Origin of the sequence: Bremerella volcania (assembly GCF_007748115.1) — a bacterium.
GTDB classification, from domain to species: Bacteria; Planctomycetota; Planctomycetia; order Pirellulales; family Pirellulaceae; genus Bremerella; species Bremerella volcania.
Map to the genome: position 1 here is coordinate 2,762,751 of NZ_CP036289.1, position 25,313 is coordinate 2,788,063.

Genomic DNA, 25,313 nt, shown 5'->3' on the forward strand with positions numbered 1-25,313 from the left:
AGGGGGAATTGCAACCAATTTGGTCGTATTTGCCGATAAGAAGTAGGATCAATCAAACTCAGATAAGCCTACAAGGCATCCTTCACCAACAGCGGCACGTTCTCCAAGTCCGCCCCCACTGAAGAAATGGTAAACTGCCTGCAAGTCTCCCCCAGCACTTCGATGTCGATCCGCAAATAATCGTGCGGCAGGCAGTTCTCGACGCGGTCGGCCCATTCCAAGAGCGTGATCCCGTCGGAGTCAAAATATTCTTCGGGGCCTAGTTCCAGGAACTCGTCGTCGTCTTTGATGCGGTAGACGTCGAAGTGGTAGAGCGTCTTGCCGCCGAAGTATCGCTGCATGATGACGAACGTGGGGCTGATGACGTCTTCGGCCGGGATGCCCAACTTATCGGCCATCGCTTTGACCAGCCGCGTCTTACCGGCGCCCAGCGTGCCGTTGAGGGCCACGACGGTCCCTGGCGGGATGGCATCGGCCAGGATGCTTCCGAGCTTCTTGGTGTCGTCTTCGCTGGTGGCTTCCCAGGTGATGGTGCTCATGGCGGCTTGCTAATTTACTGGTGCGAAAAACCTTCCGGCTTGAGCGGCTGTCGCTGGCCTGTTGCGTCCAGCATGGTCAGCTCGGTGCCTGATTGAATGGTTCCTATTTTTGTCACTGGGGTCGACTCCGTCCATTGGGCTTCCAGGCGATTGGCTTCGCCTGAGGGGACGGTGAAGAGAAGCTCGAAGTCCTCGCCGTCGTTCAACGCATGCCACCAGGCAGGCTTGCCGGTCGACTGGCTCATTTGCCGGGCCGCGTCCGAAATGGGAAGCGTGCGTACGTCGATCTCGGCCCCGACATGGCTTCGCTCGCAGAGCCGTGGCAGGTCGATCGAGATGCCGTCGCTGACGTCCATGCCTGCGGTCAAACCGCAAATCTCACGCAGCCGGATCGCCTCACGCACGCGCGGATGGAAGTCGATGTGACCTCCCAGGATGCTACCACCAAGCCTGCCGGTCACGTAAATCGCATCCCCTGGCTGAGCCCCTTCGCGCAGCAGCGGTTTCTCGAAAGGGCAGCGACCCAGCACGGTCACGCTGACGGCGACCTTGCCGGGCCAGGTGTTCGTGTCGCCGCCGAGGATAGGGCAGCCGTACGTCTGGCCTAGCTGTGCGGCTCCCTCGTAGATGCCCTTGGCCAGGGCAAGCGAGGCGTCCCCATTGGGAAGAAGCAGCGTCAGGAACGCTCCTACCGGCTCGCAGGCCATTGCAGCGATGTCGCTGAGGTTGATCGCCAGGGCCTTGCGGCCGATCTGCTGCGGGGTGACGTCGGCCAGGTGGAAGTCGGTTTCGTCCGAGATCAAATCGGTGCAGACGACCAGCTTCTGATCGGCCTGCCATGAGAGCACGGCCGCGTCGTCACCGATGCCAATGTGATTGGACGCGAGGGATTGCTTCTGAGCGGCGAGGTATTTGAGGAACGCTTGTTCCACGAGCGGAGACTTTCACAGGAGGTGCTTGGCTTGCCTGTGAATTATAGGCGAGAAGGACTGCTCGTCGTAGGTAAGTGATGGGAAGCGAGTACCTGGTTTGCCCCTCACCCTAACCCTCTCCCCGGAGGGGCGAGGGGACAAGATTTTTGTTTCCAGCTAAGGGTGGCAGCGAGTCACCTTTGTCGCAGCAAGTCAGTCTTATCGCTGCGTGATTTGCTGGGTGGCGGCCAGGCTGATGTCGCCGTAGAGGGTGTCGCGTTCTCGCAGGATGTAGAAGCGAATCGCACCGCGGGTCGTGACCGACTTGTTTTTCAGGATGTAGTCGAGGTTCTCGTACGAGATCGTTTCCCAATCGTGCATGCCGACCAGGATGTCGCCGATCTGGATCCCTTCGAGTTCGGCGGGGCTGCCAGCTCGCACGGCGGTAACCTGCAGGCCGCCGCGGTATCGGCTGGAAAGCTGAGCGAAGTCATTCTCAGGCATCGGTTTGACCCGGACGCCCATCGTTCGCCAGGCCAGGTCGGAAACGTTGGTCGCTCCGCTGACGCTCTTGGTGACGATGGCCAACTGCTTGCCGGTTTCGCCAGCACGGTCGACTTCCAGGGTCACTTCTTCGTTGAGCGTGCGATTGAGCAAAGCGAGTTCGACGTCGAGCTGACGTTCGATCTTTTGCTCGCCGATCTTGGTCAGCGTGTCGCCGATGCGGAGGCCGGCTGCGTCCGCTGGGCTGTCTTTTTCAACGCCGGTGATCTTGAAGGTGGGGGTGTCCCCTTCCCACATCGTCTTGCCGCGGATGCCGTGCGATTGATCGCTCATGCGTTCGGTCGACATCATGCGGGAAGCGATTTCCATCACGTTGTCGACAGGAATCGCAAAGCCAATGCCTTGGGCACCGACGCGAACGGCAACGTTGATGCCGATCATCTGACCGTCGATGTTCAACAGTGGGCCGCCGGAGTTGCCGGGGTTGATGCTGGCATCGGTTTGAATCAGGTCGTCGTACTTCTGGTTCTCGGTGACCTGAACGCTACGGTGCAGAGCACTGATGATGCCGCGAGTGACCGAGTTTTCGTATCCGTAGGCATTGCCGACTGCAATGACCGTTTCACCAGGCATCAGGTCGGTCGACTTGCCAATATTGATGCAAGGAAGCTCTTTGGAAGCATCGACCTTAATAACGGCCAGGTCGGTCGTCAGGTCGTGAGCGATCAGGCGGGCAATGAGCGTTTCGCCATTGTTGAATGTAACTTGAATGCGTCGGACGCCGTCAACGACGTGGTGGTTGGTGACGATGAAGCCGCGGCGATCGATGATCACGCCGGTACCCATGCCGTTGACTTGACGGGGCGTATCGCCGCCGACGGCACTGACGGTGGATACCGTCTTATGTCCGTGGATGTTGACGATTGCGTCTTTGGCCCCTTGAACCGCTTTGACGATTGGGGTCATGCGGAGTTCAGTGGCTTGAGCGAATGGGCCGGAGAAGACCGGTGAATAGCACACCATTGTCGCAAGCAATAGCCAGCAAAGACGAACGGCGAGGATATTCAAGGAGGGTGAACGCATAGATCTCTCGTCTTTCGGCAACCCGGAGCGTCTTCAGTACCTACATATTGATAGCACCGCAGCTCCGATCGTTGCTTGTGACTGGCGGAGAGATGGATCAGCGGGCCGAAAGGTGTCATCGGAACAGACGGCTCGGTTGCTTCATCCCTCTCGGGTTGGGCCGTAGAGTCAACCTAAATTGCCAGTAAGATCTTCGTTCATGCGCTAACTATGCGGTTTACGCGAAGATTCACAGCAAGCACAGAACAAGTCGTATCGACATAGGTGAATGGGACGAGCGAGCCGTCGAAGAGAATGGGCCGCCATGAACCATACCGCCATGCATGCAGCCTGCCGCCGCGTTACTTGGGAGAGACCGCTTTCCAGCCGTCGGCGATCGGACGGACGGGGCCTTCGAGCGAAATAGGGCGCGCGATGCGAAGCTCGTCGTCCAGCGGTTGCGGGACGCCTGCTTCCTGGTCAAGCGTGTCTGGCTCGATGTCGGTCGGTGGCGGCACCGGGATCGGCTTGCCTACCTTGGTCGGCAGCGGACGTGGGATGTCGTCGTAGTGAATGACCGGTTGAGCGAAGACAGGACGCGTGGGGACCGGATGAAACCTCGAGTGAGGCGGTATCACGGGGGGCACCGAAGGAGTACGCTCGCGGCCGTGCAGCCAGGCCTTCCAGCGATGATGGAAGTTGAAGCCAGCCACGAAGTCCGGAGGACAGGCATCTGCCGTAATGGATGGCGGCTCCGCTGGCAGAGCTGCTAGCGTCGGCTGTTCTTCAGCAAACGTGGTATCGCAGGCAATGGGAGCGGCTTCGGTAGGGAGCTGCATATCTTCGTAACGCATCGAAACGCAACCGCTTTCCAGCAGCAGCGCGAGCGTCACGATGAAAGCAACTTTCCAATCCAACCGCATTGCCAAAGCACCCTGTTGGCAGATAGCACTGATGAACGCACCCCTACCATCCAGGAGCACACTCTCAAGTATCGGTGCTTGCGAGTGGAATCTTTTGCGTAATCGGCAAACTTTACCAGCCGGTGCTTGATGCACTGGGTCAAATGCCAGCCTACTTAGTGAGATTCTTAACGCGGCCGAACAGTTGCTTGACTTCGTTGGGGTCCATGAATCGTTGCCACACAGTCGTTTTCCACTGCTTGCCGGGGTCGACGTCCGCTTCCTTGGCGAACTCCTCGTAGTCTTCCGTCTTCACGTAGCGTAGGTAGATGAAGTGCTGGCTGATTTCTCTTCCTTTTTCATCGGCAACCGTAATATCAATCAATTGGCCAGCGTCATCGTCGCTATCCACTTCCGTGGTGGTGGCGGTAATGCTGGCCGTTTCAGGAAGTGCCATGTCTTCGTTCCGCTCGACGACAAATCCTTCAAACCAGTAGGATCGTTCTCCTCCATCGGGAGCTTGATCGATCTCGAGCGTGATCTCTTCCTGCCGGCTGCTTCCTGGATCTAACCACAAAGCTTTTTCCCAGCCAAGTATCCACGGTTCTTCTCCGAGGTTCTCGATTACCGAACGTCGCATTTGGGCGACGGAGAGGATGCGTTTCTCTTTCGCTGCTTTGGCCGTGATCGTCCAGGTATATTCGACGGTCGAACCATCCCGTCCGCCTGGGCGGGATCGAACGACGCACGTACTGGAGATTGAGGGGACGTTCTCTTCTTCCGCCATGGTGACCAGCGGCGTGACGAGCATCATCAGTGCGGCAAGATAAGTTTTCATCGTTTTGCTTTCGGTTGGCGACTTGGTGGGGATGAACATAGTCCCTCGGTTTATTGCGCTTTCAATGCTTCGGCGTCGACTTCTTCCTGGGCGGGAGATGGATGAGGCTCCTTGGTGGAAACATTCGATTCTTCATCCAGCGTCGATGACTCTTGCGGCGATTCACCGGCAAGGAGTCGGCGAAGTTCGTCTTGGGTAATTGGTTTTGTAGGCGGATACGTTTCTTCGGGTTTCATATAGCGGCGACGGTGCCGCGATACCACAACCCGGCACGTTTTGTCGAACGTTTGATATATGTTGACGCGAGTCACGAGTGCTTCGTCTTGCGAGAGTAATGTTGCCTCGGAGAACGTGACCGCCGGACGGCTGGACAAGGAATTGATTAACTCAGAGACCGGAGAATCGACCGCCAGATCACCAATTTCGCTACGCGTTCTTTTTTGCAGAAAATCTGCAGGCGTGCGCAAGATATGGGAGTTCTTGTTGACGACCGCTGCGAACAAGGGGTATTTGTCAATGTAATACTGCCGAATCAAGTTGCTTACTTCGGGCACGGATTTACCCGTCTCGACCGAGAAATCTTCAAGGTCTTCGGCCGCCATATCAGGCAGCGGGGTTAAGGGGGCTCGTTTCGGCTGCGACTCTTTCTGGATTGGTTCGTGACTCTTATCCGCTTGATTAACTCGCTTGAAGAACAGAAGCGTCGTGTTGGAAGTTGGCGTCTTATCCAATGGACTTGACGGAAGATACTCGTCATCGGACAGGCTAATTTGGAGGGTATCTCCCTCGATTTCATACCCGCCCCGGGTGAGATTCCACTCTTCGTCGATCAGCATGATTTGACCCCAGGGATAGTCAAGATAGAAGTCGGTATCCAGCTTTTCCGTTCCGTCATTCCGGATTAGCTTGTTGCCTTGAAATACATAGGTCGTCGGATTGGTTTTCCACTTGGACGCTTCGACAAGACCTTCATGATTCATTTTTTCGGTGAGTTGCCAGGTGCCCTGGATTAACTGATGATCGGAGTACTCCGGCGGAACCTCTCTGAAAGTCATCAGCGTCGTTTTCGATTCGGAAGTAGACTCGAATGACGTGGGACGCTCATCGGTTTCCATGTCTTGGATGCACAAGCGCATCGTGTCTCCTTCGATTTCATAGATGCAGCGTGTCACATCCCCATCGAAAAAGATGAGATTGATCTTCTGGGGACCGTCGTCGCTGTCCACCAGGCGATAGCTACGTCTTTCCTTCTCCGTGCCAGCATCGATCACGAGACTATCTTCGTCGAAGATGAAATATAAGGGCTCGTCTTGTTCTACTTTCACTCCGTCAGCGATACTGGATATCAACTGCCAGGTTTTCTGAATACGCTGGCTATCGAGCTGAAGAGGTGGATCCAGAAGCTCGAATCTGGTGAGCGTCGTTCCGGAACCTTTCTTTGATTCGAGCGAAGTGGGACGATCCTTGGCTCCGGGTTTCGCCGAGCAAATCACCAGTGACTCTCCCTCGACTTCATAGATGCCGCGTTCGACCGTTCCGTCTTCGTGTCGAATATCAATGGTCTTGGGGCTCTTGGTCGCATCCAGGCGAAATTTCGCGTGATCGATCTCGGATCCGCCGATCAAGTCGACCTCGTATCCGGACACCATGTAGTAGATCACGTCCTTTTCCCAATTCCGGTCGATGGCCTCTCCATCGACGAGTTGGGAAGTCACACCCCAATTGCCTTGGATGCGATCGAGATCCGTGACTCTGGGAACGTCGGTAGCAAGAGGTGCTGCCGCCACCGCTGGGTGAATCCGTTTAAGCATGATGACGACGTCGTTTGCCGAGTTGGGCTGCGAGTCGAAGGCCGCCGGACGCTGCTTGCCAGTTTCAGCGATGCAAATCCTTAGTGTGTCCCCGTCGAGGTCGTAGATGCCAAGCTTGCTGCGACCGTTCTCCGTGAGATCAATCATCTTAGGAGTGCTCGTCGGATCGAGTTTGTACGTCGAGACGCTTTTGCGTCCAGCGATCTCCGTGGTGAGTGTTTGCCCATCAATGATGAAGCGGAGATTCGCGAGTAACTCTTGCGGAGCAATTCTGCCGCTATCTTCCGAATAAGTAACTTGCCAAGTTCCTTGGATGCGATCGAGATCCGATACCAAGTGGGCAGGCTGCTTACGATCATGCTCATGGCTTTTGCTGCTATTCGCACTGGCTTCTGTTTCACTACCGCTGCGAGTCCACAGACCGTTTGGGGTTCGGACGAGCTTCGTGCCTTGCTCAGGCAGTATGAACTCGACCACGTCCATGCGTCCCGCATCGTACTTCAGAGCAAAATCGACCTTGCCGGCGTAGAGATCGGGAGCCTCAAACCAGACGGTTCCCTTGTATCGCTTCGTTTCGGGATCGACATCGAGCGTTATCTTGAGGACGTACTCCGGTTGAATGACCGAGACATAGCCGTGAACCTGGCTTGGGGACATCGCCTTGTGAAGCTCCAGCGGTTTGGGCACGCGACTGGTGAGCATGCGGAAGGCTCGTGGAGCGGGTACATCGCCTGAGTTTGAACGGTCCACAGGAGCCGTCATGATCAGCAACTTCGAGAGGGGCATGCCTTGAATCGCATCGGTACCCATTCCTTTGCCCGTTTTCTCCCACTGGTCGTTGGGAATCCCTGCCGCGTGGCTGAGGGTGGCCTTCAGTCGATCCTGGAAGTCCGTAACGCTTTGACCCGACTGGCGAAGCCCTGCCTGCAACTGCGGAGACAAGTGAAGACCACCCTCCGCACTGCCTGGTCGGGGCTCAGGCTCGCTTGGCGGCGGCGCGATCCATCTTTCGGGAAGGGGCTCTCTCTCAGATCGCGGCCGCATGGCTTGCGTGGTGAAACGGTTCGTTTTCGTGTCTACCAGGATCAACAGCCCCGGCGATGAGGGATCTTTCCATTTGTGACTCCAACTATTGCCGATGGAAATCATGCTCTCGGTCAGGTCGAACTTGAAGCCGTGAAACTTGCACGTGGCTTTTCCGTCCGCCGAGTTACTGGTAAAGAAGACCTTGCCGTCGCTATCTCGCTCGCGAGTTGAACTTTCCGGTAACGAATCTGCCACGGCGACGTTTACGCCAACGCTGTAGTCGCGCGTAGCCGAGATGTCTTGCCCTAATAACGCAATGCGGCAGTCACCGATATCGCAAACCGCCGCGGGCTCTCCATCGAGAGCGGCTCCCTCGACGGTGTACAGAAACAAATACTCCTTTCCGGCAGGTGGGTAACTGACCGACGTCACGCCTGGATCCATCTTGGCAAGCTTGTCGCCAACCGATTCACGCATCATCATGGCAACGCCAATTGACGCGATTAGACCAAGTAAACCCGCGGCGATCGCGAAGTTGCGAAGGGACTTGGTTCGGGTTGCGCTGGGTTTGCCTGTGCTTGAATTTCCGCCATCGATAAACGGTAGCAATGCTTCGGCGACCTCGGCAGGCGTCTGAAAACGCTCCTCTGGGTTCTTGGCCAGCATCTTCTCGACGACGGCAGTCACGTCGGCGGGAATGTCTTCGCGAATCATTGTAAGCGATTCCGGCTCGTTTTCGGCCAGGTTCCGGAGCTTCTCGGTGACACTTCGGCCAGCAATGGGCGAGTGTCCGGCGAGCAGGTAATAGAAAGTCGCCCCCAGGCTATAGATGTCGCTGCGAATATCGGCAGCATGGGCATTGTTCGCTTGCTCAGGCGAGATGAAATCGGGAGTCCCCATAATCGAACCAGCTATCGTCAATTCGTCGCGGGCTTCTTCAACCTCGGCATCCGAAAGGGATTCCGGTGCAAGAGAAGCCAGGCCGAAGTCGAGGATCTTCACGGTGCCATCCGCAGTCACCATCAGGTTGTGGGGCTTGATGTCGCGGTGAACCATTCCCCGTTCGTAGGCATGCTGCAGACCAAGGGCTGCCTGGCGGATGTATTCGCACGCTTCTTCCGTTGGCAACACGCCTCGGTCTCGGACAACCTGGGAAAGGTCCACGCCATCGACGTACTCCATCACCATGAAATGGAAATCGCCGGCTTGGTCGGCGTCATGCGCGGTGACGACATTTGGATGCGACAACTGCGCGGCGGCCTCCACTTCGCGATGGAAACGATTGACCGCTTCCCCTTGACGAAACAACTTGCGATTGATGACCTTCAGTGCCACGGTGCGTTTCATCTTGCGATGCTGCGCCTTGTAGACGTCACCCATGCCGCCTCGACCGATCAGGCCGACGATCTCGTAGCGAGGATGCTCGGCGAGCGGAGCCGGGATGCCCTCGGAGCCTGGAGCGGCGATCCCCGAGTGTTGATCCACGGTCTGATCGGTAGGTTGTTGATCAGCGCGTTGTAGAAGACCGATGAACGTGTCATTGGCTGACAGATCGGCGATGGTTTCGCAGCACGGTTCACACTCGCTGATGTGCTTTTCGATCATGGTCGCTTCGTCAGGAGCCAATTGACCAAGTCCGAAAGCGTGCAGCAGGTCGGGGCTGGGGTGGGTTGCTTTCTCAGACACCGGAAATCTCCGTCATTGAGTGCTTAGCGCCCGTCCGCCCAGGCACGGACTCAAGTGCCTGCCAGCGACGTGTCGCTACCTGTTAAGAACCGCACCTGCTCAATCATGTCAGCTCTCAACCTTAAAATCTGAATAGGAATCGACGAGCCCATCCGCTTCCAGACGTAACCTTCGCAGTACGCGGGACTTAGCAGTGATGACGGCATTCAAGGAAATTTGCATTTCGGAGGCCACATCACGTGGACTTTCCCCCCTCAGAGCGACCCGATCGAACGCTGTCCAGGTAGTCGGAGTGAAATGAGGCTTTGCCAGAATCAGGAGCTGTTTGAGTACGTATCGGTCGTGTTCGTCGTTCCAGAGGCGGCTCAACTCGCTGGTGGGGCTCTCCAGTTCGGCCAGTCTTCGGTCGAGATCGGATTCACCGCGCGCCTCGCGTCGACGATCACGCGTTCGCCAGAAGTTTCGCAGCCGATTGACCAGAATCCCCTTGAGCCATGCCCGAAAAGCGCCCGGCTGCCCCTTGTGCTCGAAGTTGGAGACATCCTTCGAGACGGCCACCAGGACCTCCTGCACGAGGTCTTCGGCATCGCTCTCTTGCACGTCGTATTTTCGCAGCCATGCCCTGATTAAAGGAGCATACATATCGACAAGCCGAGTCCAGCTATCGGATTCGGAAGCGTGTCTGAGGCGATGGAGGAGGCTGAGCGACGTTTCGTTCATGGCTGGCCGAATAGATCAATTTGTCTTGATTATCCGACCTGAGAGGAACGGCGTCAACTTGCGCAGCCCCTCCTCTTAACACTCTCCCCTCGCACGGAGAGTCGGACCAGAGAGAGTTTACAATCGGCGGAGGTGGAAGCCGCCGTCGACGTTGATGCGTTGGCCGGTGCTGAAGGGGAAGTAGTCGGCGCAGATGGCGGAGACGGCCTTGGCGACGTCTTCAGGCTGTCCCCAGCGTTTGATGGGGGTAAGCCCCTCGGCGATCTGCAGGTCGTATTTCTCTTTCACCGGGCCGGTCATGTCGGTGGCGATGATGCCGGGGCAGACCTCGAAGACCTGGATGTGCTCGTTCCCCAAACGATCGGCGAAGAGCTGCGTCATCATCGCGAGACCTGCCTTGGCGATGCAGTAATCGGCCCGGTTCGGGCTGCTGGCATACGAGGAAAGAGACGACAGGTTGATGATCTTGCCGGCTGGGATCGTGCCTTCTTCGATCTGCGATAGCATCTGGTTGGCGGCGTCTTGCGTAAGGAAGAACGGCCCCTTCAAGTTGGTGCCCAGCACCAAGTCCCAGTTCTCGGAGGTGGCCTCCAAAATATCGAGCCGCCCTGGCGAGGTGATGCCAGCATTGTTGACCAGCACGTCCAGGCGGTTCCATTTGGCGAGGGTGTCTTGAATGAGCTGCGACCGTCCCTGCTCGGAGGAAACATTGGCCTGCACGGCGATCGCTTCCCCTCCGGCGTTTTCGATACCGGCAACGACCTGCATGGCGGCATCGGGGCTGGAATTGTAATTCACCGTGACGCTGTATCCATCGGCGGCCAGTTGCTCGGCAATCGCACGGCCAATACCACGGGAACTACCCGTCACAATCGCAACACGCTTCGACATGAGGCTTACTCAAGGGGAAGAAGGGAACTCGGAAGGCAGTCTTCAGGCTAGGTACGAGGTTCTAGGCTGTCAACGCGAGGGGGGAAGAGTTTTGACCACGGATTACACGGATGGTCACGGATAAGAAAGAACAAGCGAGCATCTTCGATGCTCTGCACCCTATCCGTGTTCAGCCGTGAAATCCGTGGTCACTCCCCTCTTCTCTCTTTCGATGCACAAAAAAACGCGGCGAGGATTCCGACTGGAATCGCTCGCCGCGTTGGTGGAGGCGACCTCTGGAGCAAATGACCCAAGCTCCAGAGGTCTAACCGGAAGCCCTCTGTGAAGCACTTGCCAAGACGGCCGACCCAGTAGCCGTTTACCTTGACAAGTATGAGCTTCAGCCCAGGAGGGGGGCAGGCAATTCCCGCAAACTACCAAGTGACAAAGGACTTCCGATGTCCGTTCCTGTGACCTCGCCGCCGGTATTCACCAGCGACGGGGGAGTAAATACGAAATCCCAAGATCCGTGTCACGACCGATTTAGAAAATTTTTTTGGTAGCTAAGCATTGGCGAATTGGTCGGATGGGGCCCAATTGGCGATCTCACACGAGTTTTGATACGTTTAGTAATGATTCGCACGATTCACTTACTTCGAGATTCCAATGAATTCTGAAGCATATCAATTAGCCCAACAGGCGATTGCAAACTTAAAATCTGCGATCTACTTGGTTTTGGAGTCTGCTCCGTCGAATGGATTAACGAATGCGGAGATCGGTAGATCGCTAGGAATCTATGCTGGTCATGTGGGGCATGAAGGTCACATCCCTAGAACAGTGCTTGGCCTCTTAGAGAGTGAAGGCGTTGTTCAGCAAGATTCTGATAGTAAACGCTGGACATTGCGGAGATATCCAGAAAACTCGTAGCCAACCTACTGGATCATCATCTCTTCTTCGTCGCTGGCCGTCAGTTGGATTTCCCCGGCGTCTTCCAGGCGGCGGACGATGTCCACGATCTGCTGCTGGACGGATTCCACTTCGGATAGTTTGACCGAGCCCAGGAAGTCCATTTCTTCCAGCAGCATTTCGCCGGCTCGTTTGGACATGTTGCCGACCACTTTGTCCCGCAGGTCTTGGCTGGCGCCTTTGAGGGCCATCGCCCACTGCGAGGTCTCGACGTTCTTGAGAACGGCCTGGATGTCTTTGTCCATCAGCTTCTGGATGTCGTCGAAGACGAACATCAAGCGGCGGATTTCTTCGACCAGGTCGGGGTCTTCCTGCGAAAGGTTTTCCAGCAAGGCCTTGCCGGTGCTGCGATCGGTGACGTTGAGGATCTCGGCCACGCTGGGAATACCGCCGGCGTTCTCGAACGATTGGCTCATCACGCTGGCCATTCGGTCTTCCAGGCCCCGTTCGACCTCGCGGATCACTTCGGGGTTGGTTTGACCCATGTTGGCGATACGGCGGATCACAGACAGCTGGCGTTCCGCTGGCAGGCCTGCGATCAGCTCTGCCCCGTACGATGCCGGCAGATGCGAAAGAATCAAAGCGATGGTCTGGGGGTGCTCGTCGACGATAAAGGTCAGCAGGTTCTGGCTGTCGACCTTCCGCAAAAAGCCGAAGGGAACCGACTCGACCGACTGGCGAACGTTATCGAGCGTTTCGGTGGCGTTTTTGCCGAGGGCCTTGGTGACCAGTGATTTGGCCAGGTTGATCCCACCCCCGCCGCCACCCAGTTGGTTGGGGTTTTGTTCAGCGAAGGCCAGGATGGCCGATTCTTGTTCTTTCCCGTCGAGATTGTCGAGTTGGGCGATCTCGATGCAGACCAGTTCGACCTGCTTGGGCGTCAGCTTGCCCATCAGCTTGGCCGCTTCCTCTTCTGGCAACGACATCAAAATAATCGCCGCCTTGCGGAGCGAAGGATTCGAGAAGTGCTGGCTAGGATCGCGTTTGCTCATGGCTGCGTTGAAGGTTGTCCCCTCGCCCCTGAGGGGAGAGAGGGTTACAAGGGATGGCCCGGGAAAACGACCGGTCATCTTCATTCATCGACATGTTCGACTTTAACGATTAGCGAAATTTGCACGGCAATCGCGTGCTAGCGTTTCTGGCGTCAAGAAATGGCAATGGCGACGAGAACTCAGGTTCTGGTCGCCCATCGTTCCCTCGCCGGGCGAGGGAGTACTGTCTGTGGGAATGATCGACTAGATCATTGCATGCACTGGGGTGAAGCCAACTTTCAGGGCCATCGGTCCCCAAGGGCAAGCGAACGTCACGGCGATCGGCTTCACCTGCGAAGGGAAGCGAATGTCGGGAGGGTGACCCAGAACGACGTTGGGCAGGCTGATCGAGAGGTTCAGTTCTTCCAGTTCGGCTTTGGCCGAGCCGGCAACCATATTGGCGATTTCGCCGACGGCGTCGATCACGTCTTCGTTCAGGTCGTCCAGTTCGCCGGGCTCCATCATCAGCATGGCGGCGGCACCTTGGATGGCGACTGCTCGCGACAGGCTCACCACGACCGAGCCCTGGCATCGACCCGAAAGGCCGATCACACCACTGATCTCGTACTCGTCACTGACCTGGTCGGCCATGCACAGCTTGTCTCGTTTGATCGTACAGCCCAACATGGTGTCGAAGGTGACAAGCGTGGAGCGGATAAATGGGTTGATGTATTCGACCTGCATGGGAACACCGATAGCTGGGTGACGACGTTGAAGCGACCTGGATGTCTTACGCGGCTACGACTTCAACGCCAAGCGTGAAGCCTTCCTGGCTCGGAAGACTCCCAAAAATAGAGCGCGGTAGGGGGCGGTCAAACCAAAATTCGTGCCGCACAAATGGTTTTTGCCGTTTTGGGGAACCCAGATCCGCTTCGGGCCATCCGGACGGACGTTGGGCATGCTGTCGGCGGTCAGCTTGTAGGGATCGTTCCGATTAGACAGGCACCCGCACCTACGAGAATTCGCAGTAACCCCACTGACCGTAATTTTCGTCAACACCGACGCGCAAAACTTCGGGTTTCCACTGCAACTTTTTTTTGAGGGTGGCCAACAGCTGCTCGCCGATCCACTGAGCCAACAGCTCGGTGGTCGTGTTGGGGATGTCCAGTAGAATGCATTCCTGTTTGGGAAAGACCCACCGACGATCTTCGAACGTCGCCGTGACTTCCTGGGCGTCGCTGGTAACGTGGATCGCTGGGTGCTGGGTGGGAAGAAGCATCCGGTGATCGAGCCCGGTGACGATCTCTTGCAGCGAGTCGCGCAGCGCGATGAAGTCGACCACGTAGTGGTTCTCGTCCAGCGGGCCATGTAGTTCGACTTCCACGCGGTAGTTGTGTCCGTGAATCCGCTCGCAGATATTGCCGCCGAAGGTAATAAAATGCCCGGCACTGAACACCAGGTGATCTTTGGTTAGCTTGACCCAATGACGAACGGGCATCTTCGGCGCTCCGAGGGGGGAAATCGATTAGACAAACGGCGCGACAATGGTTTCCTGCCTGAGGCAGACGAACAATCCGGCGGCGATCATGTCGGCGGTTGTGCCGGGGTTGCGCCGGTGGCCGTCGCAGCGCAACCAGAAATCGAGATTGCTTAGCTGCTGCATGTAATCTTCTTGCATGGGTGGGCCGGCGTCGATGACCCGCTTGGCCATCATGGCACTCCGTTGAGCCATTTCGTCCCCGTTTTTACGGGCAATCAGCGTATCCGGCGACTGGGCCATCCATGCGACGTGAGCATGGACAATCCGTTGGCTCAAGGGAAGCGTCTGCCTGATGGGATCGGCCAACAGCGGCACGACCTGGTCGAACAAATCGGCGAAACCATGGACGTACTGCCGAGCGATCGCATCGCGATCGGCCGCCAGTTGCATCGCGTCCAGGATATGGGGCGGAGCACTTCCCGCGACGTCGTGTTCGGCGGAAGTATTCATTCCGCCAGGCTTGGCCAGGCTAATGGCCTGGTAAATATCGGCGGCATCTTGGGAGGTAGAGTTTTCGATCGCCGCGGCGGCATCTTGCTTCAAGTTCGCCACGTTCATGGCCATCGCCAGCGGAGCTAACAGCAGGATCATCCCCAGGTTCGTGTTCGTTTTGGTCACGCGCGAGGTCGCGAGGGTGCTTTGCAGAATGATCTGCCCGAGCGGCAACGACTGGGCCTGGTCGAAGACCGGACCGATGGCGATCGCGCTGGCCAGAAAATCTTGCAGCGTGACGTCTTCAAAGTCGGCGCTGCGATGGACGTTGCCTGGCTTCGGGGCGCATACTTCCAGCGTACAGGCCAGCGATGCCAACTGACCGACGGACAACGCTTGGTTCGCGCTCATTGCGGCGTCTCGGCTTCGACAGGCTTGGGCATTTGCGTCAGGAAATCACGCAACAGCGGCTCGATGCGCTCGCTGGCGTCCTCGACCACGTAGTGCCCCGCATCGCTGAACACGGTTGCCCGGGCAGTCGGCCAAATCATTTGAAAACGCTCCATGCATTCGAGCCGAAAACACCAGTCTTTGCCCCCCCAGATCAGCTGAATGGGCAAGTGCGAAAGGGTCGGCAGTTGCTGTTCCATCTGCTCGAGCACCGCGTAGGTCGGGTGGCTTTTCGAGAGCGGAATATCCTGCACGAAGCGCGCCGTCGCGATGCGATTGGCGTAGTTGTCGTACGGGGCGATATATCCGGCACAAACGTCCGGCGTGAAACGCTCCGGCTTTTCCGTGGCCATGGTCAGCGCCGGCCGGGCAAACGCATTGAAAGTGCGAACCATCCAAGGGCCCAGCAGCGGAATGCGGCACGCTCGAATTCGCAGCGGACAATACGGAGGCGGAAACGCCGCCGTGTTGAACAGCACCATTCGGGCAAACCGATCGGGCCGAGCCAGGGCCGCCCCCAGACCAATCGCCCCGCCCCAGTCATGCACCAGGAGGTTGATGTTCCGCAGATTCAACGCGTCGATCAATGCCACCAGGTTGTCGATATGCTGCTGCAGTCGATAGGTGTATTGCTGCGGTTTGTCGCTCAGCCCGCAGCCGATGTGATCGACGGCCACCATGCGGTGCGAATCGCGAAACTGCGTGATGATATTGCGCCAGTAGAACGACCAGGTCGGGTTGCCATGCACCATCAGCATCGGTTCGCCGGAGCCTTCGTCGACGTAGTGCATTCGCGCATCGGGAAGCGTAAGGGTATGCGACGAAAACGGGTACAACTTGCGCCAGTCGGCCGACGATGCCATAGTCTAGTGGAGTCTCGCTGGAGGATCGAAACTCCTAGTTTACCGCTTCAGGGCAACTTAACTAGAGCGGCGAACTACGGGGCGTTGGCCATCTTGGCCCGTTTTTGCCAGAAATCGCGGGCATCGCGCTGCAAATCGATGATTTCGTTGCGCTGGGGACCATCCGGCAGGTCGATGTTCATGGCCCGGCGAAAGACCCAATCTCGGAAGAATTCGGCCGCCGACTTGCTGATCCGCGGCTGGCCGTTGGCCTCGACATAGAACGGAGCGGTCGTGGCGTATTGGTAGTAGTCCGCTTCCTGCGTGACGACACGCACCAGAAACCAACCAGAGTCCGTGAACGTAACTGGTGGCAGGATTCCCCGGCGGTCCTTATATTCGTCGAGCGAGATTTCCAAGTCTTTCTCGCCATTCTTGATCACTTCCAGGTAGGCAATCGTTTGCCGCGTGGCCAGGCTCAGGCCGATCTGAAACTCGTGCTTTTCGCCGATGTTGATCGGAAAAACGTGCCCTGGCGGGTACCCTTCGACGGTGGCTCGCAGTAGTGGTCCATTGGTGACGAAGACCTTGCCTGCGTCGACCGCATCCCACCAGGCAACGGGCGAGTAGTCGCCGTCCACCTGGGCGTAAACGCGATCCAATCTCGACGATCTGTCTTCTTCATCGGTGCCATTGGCGGCGACCGGAGGCATTCGGATGCCTGATTCCAGCAGCTTGTAATAGATATCGAGGGCCAGTCGAGCCTTGCCGGTGACGTCTCCCTTGCGAATTTCTGCCGCTTTCTCGGCCAATGGGTGCTTGGGACCGAACTGGTAGGCCTCGATTTCGGGGCCCAGGATGCAGACGGAATCGAGAAAATCCCGAGCGATCCACAGCGGCAGGTCAGGTTCCAGCGGGCTCGCGGCGGTCACGTGGGCCGAACCCAGATCACCCTGGAAGAACGTTGCGGCCGGGTATTCAGGCTGAAGCCGCTGTACGGGAAGCGGCTCGTTCAGGCGAGCAAACCAGACCTTCCCGCCGGCCCGGTTGTCTTCGCCCCCCATCTCCCACAGCGAGCGAAACGCTCCGAACTCGTCCCGTAGCGTGGTGATTGGCTTGCCGGCCCACGGGTTGATCTGGTTGTTCCAGGTAATGTGATTGCCCAGCACCAGGTCGTCGGCCAGCATGATCGTTTCCAGGTCGTTGGTTCGGCCTGATAGCGCCAGGTTGCCGGGATACCACCCCTCTTTCTTCATATCGATGAACCGCTTCAGCTCGATCGTACGGCTGTCGGTATCGCCGGATTGGAGGATGAAATGACCTTCCATGAAGGGATACTCGGGGCCCGCATCGAGCCGAAAGCCATACTGCCCTGGTCGCAGCTTCATCTTTAAACTGCCGGTAAAGTAGGCCGTTCCGTCAATCATCAGGCCCCCATCGATGCGTTGAGGCAGGTCGCGTGAGTTGGTAATGCGAATCTTCGCCGAGCACGGCAACTGCGTCTGGGCATCGACCACGCGCAGTTCGTACTCGGCGTAGGCGCCCTGCACGATGGCCGGCGCGACCAATACGAACGACAGCAGCAAGAGGACGCGGACGGTGGTAAATATGTGGGATAAATGCATAGCGGCGGAAGTTTCCGGAAACCGGTGCGTGTGTTTGCCGGGCAAATCTGGGATAATTGGCCGCTCTCCCCAGAGCGGCTATCAAGTATAGAATAGCTTGCATAAGCCACACATTCTTATTCTCTCGCCCCTGTACTCGGGGGAGAGGGTCAGGGTGCGGGGGCATGTTCGCGGGCCCAGTGAGGTCGCTTGGAGGGGGTCAAGAGTGATATGGAAGGGGCAATGCCAGACGTTGCGATCCATCCATCAAAAATCCCTCACCCTCACCCTCACCCTATCCCTTCGAGGAAGAGGGGACCGAAATGCTCGTGAATGTCGTTGGAAGTTGTTTTCAGGGAACCAGTTAGGCGAAAATCAAGAAGTTCATGGCTGACGATTACTACAAGATTCTGGGAGTCTCACGATCCGCGACGCAGGAAGAGATCCGGAAGGCCTACAAGAAGTTGGCCCAGAAGTACCATCCAGATCTCAACCCGGACGACAAGGCGGCCCATACGAAGTTCAAAGAGATTCAAAACGCTTACGACGTGGTCGGCGACGCCGAAAAGCGTAAGAAATACGACCAGTTCGGCAGCAATTTCGAAAACATGGGAGCCGGTCCCGGTGGCGGCGGCCCAGGGGGCTTTCATCAATGGCGCTCGGCCGGCGGTGGCCCCGGTGGCGGTGCTCAGTACGAGTTCGACCTGGGCGACATCTTCGGCGGCGGCGGTGCCGGGCCTGATCTGTCCGACATATTTGGATTCGGTGGCGGTGGTGGCCGTCGACGTCACGCCCAGCCGGTGCGCGGTAACGACCTGCAGCACGACGTGACGGTCCCCTTCAAGCAGGCCATGGAAGGGGGCGAGATCAACTTAAACGTTCGTCGGCCTGGCGGCGAGATGGAACGACTCACCGCCAAGATTCCTCCCGGCATCGAAGACGGCAAGAAGATCCGTCTCCGCGGCCAAGGCGACCCCGGCCCCAATGGCGGTCCGGCCGGCGACCTGTTGATTCGTATTCATGTCGAATCGCACAAGTATTTCAAACGCAGTGGAAAAGACCTGGAAGTGACCGTGCCGGTTTCGCTGGCCGAGGCCATGCTGGGTGGCTCGATCGACGTCCCGACCCCCGGGGGCACCGTCACCATGAAGATCCCGCCAGGTAGTTCCAGCGGAAAACGGCTGCGCGTGCGCGGCCAAGGGGTGCCGGCAGCTTCCGGCGACGCAGGCGACCTGTATGTCGTGCTGCAGATTGCCCTGCCTGAAAAGCCCACCGACGAGTTGAAGCAGGCCGTCGAGAAGTTCGCCGAAGACCACCCGGAAGACCCCCGCAAGGACCTTCGCTGGTAGCGGAAAGGAAAGCGTGTGACGGAGAAGTCTCATCGGTTTCCGCCGCAATTACGTCTCAAAACGCCAGCCGAATTCGACGCCGTCTTCACGCGCCGAGCATCAGCGGGCAACGGTTGGCTGGTGGTCTATGCGGCGAAGAATTCGCTAGGCGTCTGCCGTGTCGGGCTGGTCGTCTCGAAAAAAAAGATCGGCAACGCCGTGCAGCGTAATCGTTGGAAGCGTCGCCTGCGCGAGGCATTTCGGCTCAGCCGCGAGAAGCTCCCCAGCGGATTCGACTTTGTCGTGCTGCCCCAGTCGAAACAGCACCCGACCTTCGCCGAACTGGAAAACGGCCTGGTGCAACTGGCTCATCGTGCGGCTAGAAAGTGGAAACGCAGTCACGGCGAGAAGGCCCCGTCACCGGAAGGAAGTCCGCGCGGATGATCTTTCTACGGTTTCTATACGAAGGATGGCAAGCACTGCTGTCAGAGGTGATGATCTTCGCCGTGCGGTGCTATCAGTACACGCTCAGCCCGTGGATCGGGCAATCGTGCCGCTTTCAGCCGACATGCAGCAACTACTTTATTGGTGCGGTGCGCAAGTATGGCCCTATTTCGGGGGCTCTGCGCGGCGCGTGGCGGATCTTACGCTGTAACCCGCTATGTAAAAGCGGCTTCGATCCGCCGTAAGCCTAAGCGGAATAAGAAATTGCTCTTGATCGTGCTATCAGTTTTTCCTACTCTTTGCCGCAACTAGATCCGAAGGAAGGGAATTCTTCGGACTAATACCGTAGGTTTTTGACGGACCAGCAACCCAATGCCACGGCACGGACGCTCTCATACGGCTTACCTTTTTATCACGCTTGGCCTTATCATCGCCGGGCACGCGCTCACCTCGGGGTGTACGGCCCCGTGGACCAGTGACAGCGGATCATCGATGAGTTATCTCAATCCTTGGTCTGATGGCGATGAGAAAGAGGAAGAGCCTTCGCACGACTGGGACAAACCCCGCACGGTGGGCGATCTGACCGTGCCAGGCGGCATGAACAACGCCAAGATCAAAGGGGTGACGCTCGTCACGGGGCTGCACGGCACCGGAAGCGATCCACCTCCTTCGGCTGCCCGAGACCTGCTACTCAACGAGATGCGTATTCTACAAGTCGATCAGCCCCAACAGTGGCTGGCCTCGCCTCACACGGCGCTGGTCATGCTGGAAGCCGTGATCCCTCCGGGTGCCCGCGAAGGGGACACGATCGACGTTACCGTTTTCGCCCCACCTGAGACCGATACGACCAGCTTGGAAAATGGCTATTCGCCATCGACGCGGCTCACCGAAATGGCCTTCCTCGGCGGTCGCGCTCGCAAGGGGAACGACATCGCCATGGCCTCCGGCCCGATCGTGCTGGACAGCGTAATCGAAGGGAACAACAGTAAGGCCAACATGCGACGCGGCCGAATCCTGGGCGGGGCCGTGATGATGGAAGAGCGACCTCTTGGCCTGGGATTGATCGAAGGGGAAGTCTCGATCGCCGCAAGTGCCGCGATCGGAGCCGCGATCAACGGCCGCTTCCACATGTATCGCGAGGGGACCAAGCAAGGGGTCGCCACGCCAATGACCGACAAGTTCATCACGCTGGACGTGCATCCACGCTATAAAGAGAGCATCTCTCGCTACATGCGTGTGATTCGCTTCATTCCCCTCTCTCGCTCGACCGAGTTTCGACGTCGTTACATCGCCGAGTGTGAAGCGGAGCTGTTGGTCGAATCGACCGCTCAGGCAGGTGCGCTTAAGTTAGAAGCGATCGGCAAGGAAGCGGTTCCTTCACTCATGAAGGGGCTCAATTCCGAGAACGAACTAGTTCGTTTTTGCTCGGCGGAATCGCTGGCTTACATGAACGATTCGGCTTGTATCGAACCCCTCACCGAAGCGGCCCGTACGAACAACGGCTTCCGCTTCCGGGCCCTGCAGGCACTCGGGTCGTTTGACGATCTGGACGTGATCGACAGTCTGGAAGGTCTGCTGCACGAAGAAAGTGCCGAGGCACGTTATGGTGCGTTCGACCAGCTGAAGAAACGCTCGAACCAGTTGCCGTCGATCGCCGGCGAGCTGCTGGACAATCACGTTCATTTGCATCATGTCCGCTCGGCTTCGTCGCCAATGGTTCACTTCCGCCTGCAGGACCGTCCTGAGATCGTCGTCTTCGGGACCGAGGTACGTCTCAATGGCGACGTCGCTTTCGTGGGGCAAAACGGCCTCACGATCCGCTCCTCGGGACATCGCAAGGTCAAGGTCACGCGGTTCCAGGCCGACGGTGGCGAACTGGAGAAAGAGTGCTCCAGCGACCTGAAAGAGATCATCAAGGCCCTCACCGAAGTCGAATGCGGCTACGGCGAGATCGTTCGGAACGTCTTCGCTCTGCGAAACGAAGGTTACCTGACCGCTCGCGTCGAGGTGAACGCGATGCCGCGTCCCGATCGCAGCTATGTCCGCTCGGAAGAGCTGATCGCCAAGGAATCGGACGAGCAGGAAAATTTCACGGATAACTTCTCCCAGTCGTCAGAAACTGCCAAAACCGAAGAGTCTTCCGAGGTAACCACCTACGCCGATGGGGATGACACCTTGATCCCGACGTTCGATTAGAGGACTCTGGAGTGTTTATCCATTGCGTCCCTTTAATCCGTCCCCCCGTCGGAGCTGAATATGCTGAAGGCCTTAGAGCTTCACGGCTTTAAGAGTTTTGCCGACAAGACTCGCCTGGAATTCCCTGAGGGAATTACGGTCGTCGTCGGCCCTAACGGCTCGGGCAAGTCGAATATTGTCGACGCGATCAAGTGGGTTTTAGGGGAACAGAGTGCCAAGAGCCTGCGTGGCAAGGAGATGGCCGACGTCATCTTCAAAGGCTCTAGCGCCCATGGCCGCAAGCCGATGAACGCCGCCGAGGCGACCATTATCTTCGATAACGCCGAAGGTACCCTGCCGATCGACGCCCCCGAAGTTCACGTCACGCGGCGCGTGTTTCGCAGCGGCGAAGGGGAATATCTGATCAATCGGCATCCTTGCCGCCTGCGTGATGTGAAAGACCTGTGCCGCGGCACCGGTATCGGCACCGACGCCTACAGCATTATCGAGCAAGGCAAGGTCGATACGCTGCTGCAGGCCTCGCCGCGCGATCGCCGCGCCGTGTTTGAAGAGGCCGCCGGCATCAGCCGCTTCAAGGCCAAGAAACTGGAGACCCAGCGGCGACTCGACCGCGTCGATCAGAACCTGGTGCGGCTGTCGGACATCGTCGAAGAAGTCGGCTCCCGCTATCGCAGCATCAAAGCCCAGGCCGGCAAGGCGCAGAAGTACCGCGAATACACCGAGCGTCTCCAGCTGCTGCGCACCGTCGTGGGGATGGAAGACTGGAATAGCCTGTCGGTTCGCGTCGAGCAGTATTCGAGCGAACTGGAAGAGCTTCGCAAAGACCAGGCCAATGCTCAACAGGTGATCACGACCGCGGAAGCCGGCCTGGAAGGGGCCGAAGCGAAGCTGTTCGAGCTGCAGACCATTCTGACGCAAAAGGAAGAGCAGCACGCCAAGCTGGCCCAGCGTCTGGCCACCTTGCACTCTTCGTCCGGCATGCAGTATCGGCTGCTATCGGACCTGGAACAAGAGTCGACCTCGCTGTCGGTGAGCCTGGTCCGCAATTTTGCTTCGCTGCGAACGCTGACCACCGACCTGGCCACTTCGCAGCACGACCTGTCGAAAGCGAAGACGCAGCGCGACGTGGTCTCCGCCGACCTGGAAAGCGTGGAAACCGCCACCCAGGAAGTGCAGACCGAAATTGAGGCGAAACGCGAGCAAGGGGAAGCCAACCGCCAGCAGCACCTGGAACTGCTGCGGCACGTGTCGACGCTCGACAACGCCTTGGGCGCGGTCAAAGCTCGCATCGAGAGCGACCAGAACCAGCTGGAAGCGATCGAGAAGAACATCGAGCGCGACGAGATCCGCCTGGGTGAGCATCGGAGCGAACTTGAGCAGCTAACCGAGGACGAAGGAGGCCTGGTCGAGCATCTCTCGACCGCCCAGGCCGATGTAACCGACGCGAAGGGATCCTTGCGGAAGCAGGAGCAGGAAGCGGCCGACATTCAGGCCGACCTCGATGCCCTGTCTCGCCGCCGAGCCGTTGCCGCGGAGCGGGCCTCGGTGCTCGATGAACTGGAACGCACCAGCGAAGGGGTGAACTCCGGCGTCAAGGAAATCCTCTCCCGGGCACGCGTCGAACGGCTGCCCTTGTTTCAGTCGGTGATCGGCTTGGTTGCCGACGTGGTGCGTGTTGACGTCGAGTACGCTCGGCTGATCGAAATCGCCTTGGGGGATTCGGCTCAGCTGGTGATCCTGGAAAACGGCGAACTTCTGCAGCAAGTGCTCGAGAGGGAAGTGATCTTCCCTGGCCGCGTCGGTCTGTTAGACATGCAGTCGCTCCCCCAGCGGGACGACGACGAGCCGTCCGGGCTGCGGCACGAGCCAGGCGTGATGGGCAATGCCCTCGATTTCGTCGAAGCAGAGGACGAATTCCAGCCGGTCGCACGCTTCCTGCTGAGTGGCATCTGGTTCGTCGACAACGCCCGCAGCGCACTCGAACTGAAGAAGCGTTACAAGCAGCCCCTGCGCTTCGTAACCCGCGATGGCGAGATGCTGGAGGCCGATGGCCGCGTCTATGCCGGGCCAACGACGAACGTCGGCGGTATTATCTCGCGGCGAAGTGAACTGCGGGCTCTGCGTAGTGAAGTCGAAAAGCTGCAGCAGGCCTTGGAGAAAAAACAAGCGAGCCTGGAAGAGGTTCAGGCCGCCGTCGCCCAGCAGAAGCAAGCACTCGAGGAGTTGGTCGGCCAGCAGCAAGAGGCCTCGTCGGTGCTGACCGAACATCGACTGGTGAAGCAGCGTCTCGAGTCGCGCATCACCGACGCCGACTCCGAGCTTTCCAAGCGAATCGAGCAGCGGGAAACGATCACGGCCCGCATCGAGAACGATCAGAAGCAGCTCGCGGAGAAAGAGCAGGAACTCACTTCGACTCGGGAAACGATCGCTCAGCTCGAACGCGATAGCGAAACTCTGATGCACGTTCTCGGCGAACTGGAAGCAAGCTTGAGCGATAGCCGCGGCCAGATTACCGGCCTGAAAGTGGAACTGGCCCGGGCTGAGCAGCAGGTCGAAGCCCACCAGGCCAGCAGCGAGCGGCTGCACGCCAACCTCGACGAACGGAAGGCTTCGATTCAGGAGATTCACACATCGATCGCCCAGAATCGCGTCAAGCTGGAAAGTCAGCAACTGGAAATCTTGCGAGCCACCAGCGAGTACGCCTCGGCGATGCTGCAACTGGCCGAATCGCAAGAGATGCTGACGACCGAGCGTGCTGCCCGAAAGCAACTGGAAAAGGTGAAAGCGGAGCACACGGCCAAGCTGGTCGAGGCCCGGCAGAAGCAGCGTACGGCCGACGATCAGCTGCACCGCAAGGAACTGGCCTTCACCGATCTGCGGCACGAACGGAGCACGCTCGAACGGCGTCTGCGAGACGACTACGGCATCGAGATCTCGGAGGTGACGCTTGATACCGACGAGATCGAACTGCCCGGCGACCGGGCCGCGATCGACGAAGAGATTGCCGACCTGCGCCGCAAGATCAGCAACATCGGCTCGGTCAACATGGAGGCCTTGAAGGAACTGGACGAATTCCAGGCCCGCTTCGAGCAGCTCGACGGCCAGCTGAAGGATCTGACCGAAGCGAAGGAATCGCTTGAGAAGATCATCAACAAGATCAATGTCGACAGCCGCCGCCTGTTCGAGGAGACGCTGGAAACGGTTCGCAGCAACTTCCAGGTGATGTTCCGCCGCGTGTTCGGTGGCGGTTCGGCCGATATCATCATCGAGGAAGGAGTCGACATCCTGGAAGCAGGCATCGACGTCATCGCGACGCCGCCCGGCAAAAGCTCGCTCAACATCTCGCTGCTATCGGGCGGCGAACGAGCGTTGACCGCGGTCACGCTGCTGCTGGCCATCTTCCAGTTCCGCCCCAGCCCGTTCTGTATTCTGGACGAAGTGGACGGCCCCTTGGACGAAGCCAACATCGGCCGCTTCGTCGACGTTCTGAACGGCTTTCTGGACTGGACCCGCTTTGTGATCGTAAGCCACTCAAAAGCGACCATGGCCGCCGCCACGACCCTGCACGGCGTGACGATGCAAGAGTCCGGCATCTCGAAACGCGTGAGCGTGCGGTTTGAGGACGTGCATGAAACAGGTGACGGCGATATCTCGGTGGCTTAAGGTTTACT

At 58.2% G+C, this 25,313-nt stretch carries 19 protein-coding genes; 5 read left to right on the forward strand and 14 right to left on the reverse strand.

The features are described 5' to 3' along the window. Positions 1-68 precede the first annotated feature (68 nt). The 14 genes from tsaE to Pan97_RS11405 form a co-directional block, all read right to left on the reverse strand. Positions 69-539, reverse strand: coding sequence for a tRNA (adenosine(37)-N6)-threonylcarbamoyltransferase complex ATPase subunit type 1 TsaE (gene tsaE, locus Pan97_RS11340; RefSeq protein WP_144972574.1), 471 nt, complete (start codon positions 537-539; stop codon positions 69-71). Positions 540-553: 14 nt separating this feature from the next. Beyond that, a complete protein-coding gene (gene thiL / locus Pan97_RS11345) occupies positions 554-1,471 on the reverse strand; it encodes a thiamine-phosphate kinase (protein WP_144972576.1) in 918 nt (305 codons plus the stop codon). A gap of 198 nt (positions 1,472-1,669) precedes the next feature. After that, on the reverse strand, positions 1,670-3,037 hold the full coding sequence (locus tag Pan97_RS11350; protein ID WP_196782359.1) for a S1C family serine protease: 1,368 nt from the start codon (positions 3,035-3,037) through the stop codon (positions 1,670-1,672). A 341-nt stretch (positions 3,038-3,378) separates the two neighbouring features. Next, positions 3,379-3,939 carry a hypothetical protein gene (locus Pan97_RS11355; RefSeq protein WP_144972578.1) on the reverse strand — a complete coding sequence of 187 codons (561 nt, stop codon included), beginning with the start codon at positions 3,937-3,939 and terminating at the stop codon, positions 3,379-3,381. A gap of 151 nt (positions 3,940-4,090) precedes the next feature. Next, positions 4,091-4,756, reverse strand: a complete 666-nt coding sequence (locus Pan97_RS11360; protein WP_144972580.1) for a hypothetical protein — start codon at positions 4,754-4,756, stop codon at positions 4,091-4,093. 50 nt (positions 4,757-4,806) lie between these two features. Then, entirely contained in the window at positions 4,807-9,279 is a 4,473-nt protein-coding gene (locus tag Pan97_RS11365; protein WP_144972582.1) for a TIGR03067 domain-containing protein, read from the reverse strand. 108 nt (positions 9,280-9,387) lie between these two features. Continuing rightward, on the reverse strand, positions 9,388-9,999 hold the full coding sequence (locus Pan97_RS11370; RefSeq protein WP_144972584.1) for an RNA polymerase sigma factor: 612 nt from the start codon (positions 9,997-9,999) through the stop codon (positions 9,388-9,390). A gap of 117 nt (positions 10,000-10,116) precedes the next feature. Continuing rightward, positions 10,117-10,890, reverse strand: a complete 774-nt coding sequence (locus Pan97_RS11375; protein WP_144972586.1) for a 3-ketoacyl-ACP reductase — start codon at positions 10,888-10,890, stop codon at positions 10,117-10,119. Between the two features lie 911 nt (positions 10,891-11,801). After that, positions 11,802-12,827 carry a flagellar motor switch protein FliG gene (gene fliG / locus Pan97_RS11380; protein WP_144972588.1) on the reverse strand — a complete coding sequence of 342 codons (1,026 nt, stop codon included), beginning with the start codon at positions 12,825-12,827 and terminating at the stop codon, positions 11,802-11,804. A gap of 243 nt (positions 12,828-13,070) precedes the next feature. Beyond that, a complete protein-coding gene (locus Pan97_RS11385) occupies positions 13,071-13,550 on the reverse strand; it encodes a chemotaxis protein CheX (protein WP_144972590.1) in 480 nt (159 codons plus the stop codon). 268 nt (positions 13,551-13,818) lie between these two features. Then, entirely contained in the window at positions 13,819-14,304 is a 486-nt protein-coding gene (locus tag Pan97_RS11390) for a 6-pyruvoyl trahydropterin synthase family protein (protein ID WP_144972600.1), read from the reverse strand. Between the two features lie 27 nt (positions 14,305-14,331). Continuing rightward, positions 14,332-15,189: a triphosphoribosyl-dephospho-CoA synthase gene (locus tag Pan97_RS11395; protein WP_144972602.1), complete on the reverse strand. Its 858-nt coding sequence runs from the start codon at positions 15,187-15,189 to the stop codon at positions 14,332-14,334. Next, entirely contained in the window at positions 15,186-16,091 is a 906-nt protein-coding gene (locus tag Pan97_RS11400; protein WP_144972604.1) for an alpha/beta fold hydrolase, read from the reverse strand. Before Pan97_RS11400 ends, Pan97_RS11395 begins: the two co-directional genes overlap by 4 nt. A gap of 74 nt (positions 16,092-16,165) precedes the next feature. Beyond that, positions 16,166-17,695 (reverse strand): CehA/McbA family metallohydrolase domain-containing protein, encoded by a 1,530-nt coding sequence (locus Pan97_RS11405; protein WP_144972606.1) that lies wholly within the window; start codon positions 17,693-17,695, stop codon positions 16,166-16,168. Positions 17,696-18,060: 365 nt separating this feature from the next. Between Pan97_RS11405 and Pan97_RS11410 the strand changes: the two genes are divergently transcribed. The 5 genes from Pan97_RS11410 to smc all read left to right on the forward strand — a co-directional run bounded on the left by Pan97_RS11410 (position 18,061) and on the right by smc (position 25,305). Then, on the forward strand, positions 18,061-19,023 hold the full coding sequence (locus tag Pan97_RS11410) for a DnaJ C-terminal domain-containing protein (protein WP_144972608.1): 963 nt from the start codon (positions 18,061-18,063) through the stop codon (positions 19,021-19,023). A gap of 15 nt (positions 19,024-19,038) precedes the next feature. Further along, the gene (gene rnpA / locus Pan97_RS11415; protein ID WP_144972610.1) at positions 19,039-19,446 is read left to right on the forward strand and encodes a ribonuclease P protein component; all 408 of its coding nucleotides are present in this window, start codon (positions 19,039-19,041) and stop codon (positions 19,444-19,446) included. Continuing rightward, a complete protein-coding gene (gene yidD / locus Pan97_RS11420) occupies positions 19,443-19,691 on the forward strand; it encodes a membrane protein insertion efficiency factor YidD (protein WP_144972612.1) in 249 nt (82 codons plus the stop codon). The genes rnpA and yidD overlap by 4 nt, the downstream gene beginning before the upstream one ends. Before the next feature lie 247 nt (positions 19,692-19,938). Further along, positions 19,939-21,642 (forward strand): flagellar basal body P-ring protein FlgI, encoded by a 1,704-nt coding sequence (locus Pan97_RS11425; protein WP_165698708.1) that lies wholly within the window; start codon positions 19,939-19,941, stop codon positions 21,640-21,642. Positions 21,643-21,702: 60 nt separating this feature from the next. Continuing rightward, the gene (gene smc / locus Pan97_RS11430; protein WP_144972616.1) at positions 21,703-25,305 is read left to right on the forward strand and encodes a chromosome segregation protein SMC; all 3,603 of its coding nucleotides are present in this window, start codon (positions 21,703-21,705) and stop codon (positions 25,303-25,305) included. Positions 25,306-25,313: the final 8 nt, after the last annotated feature.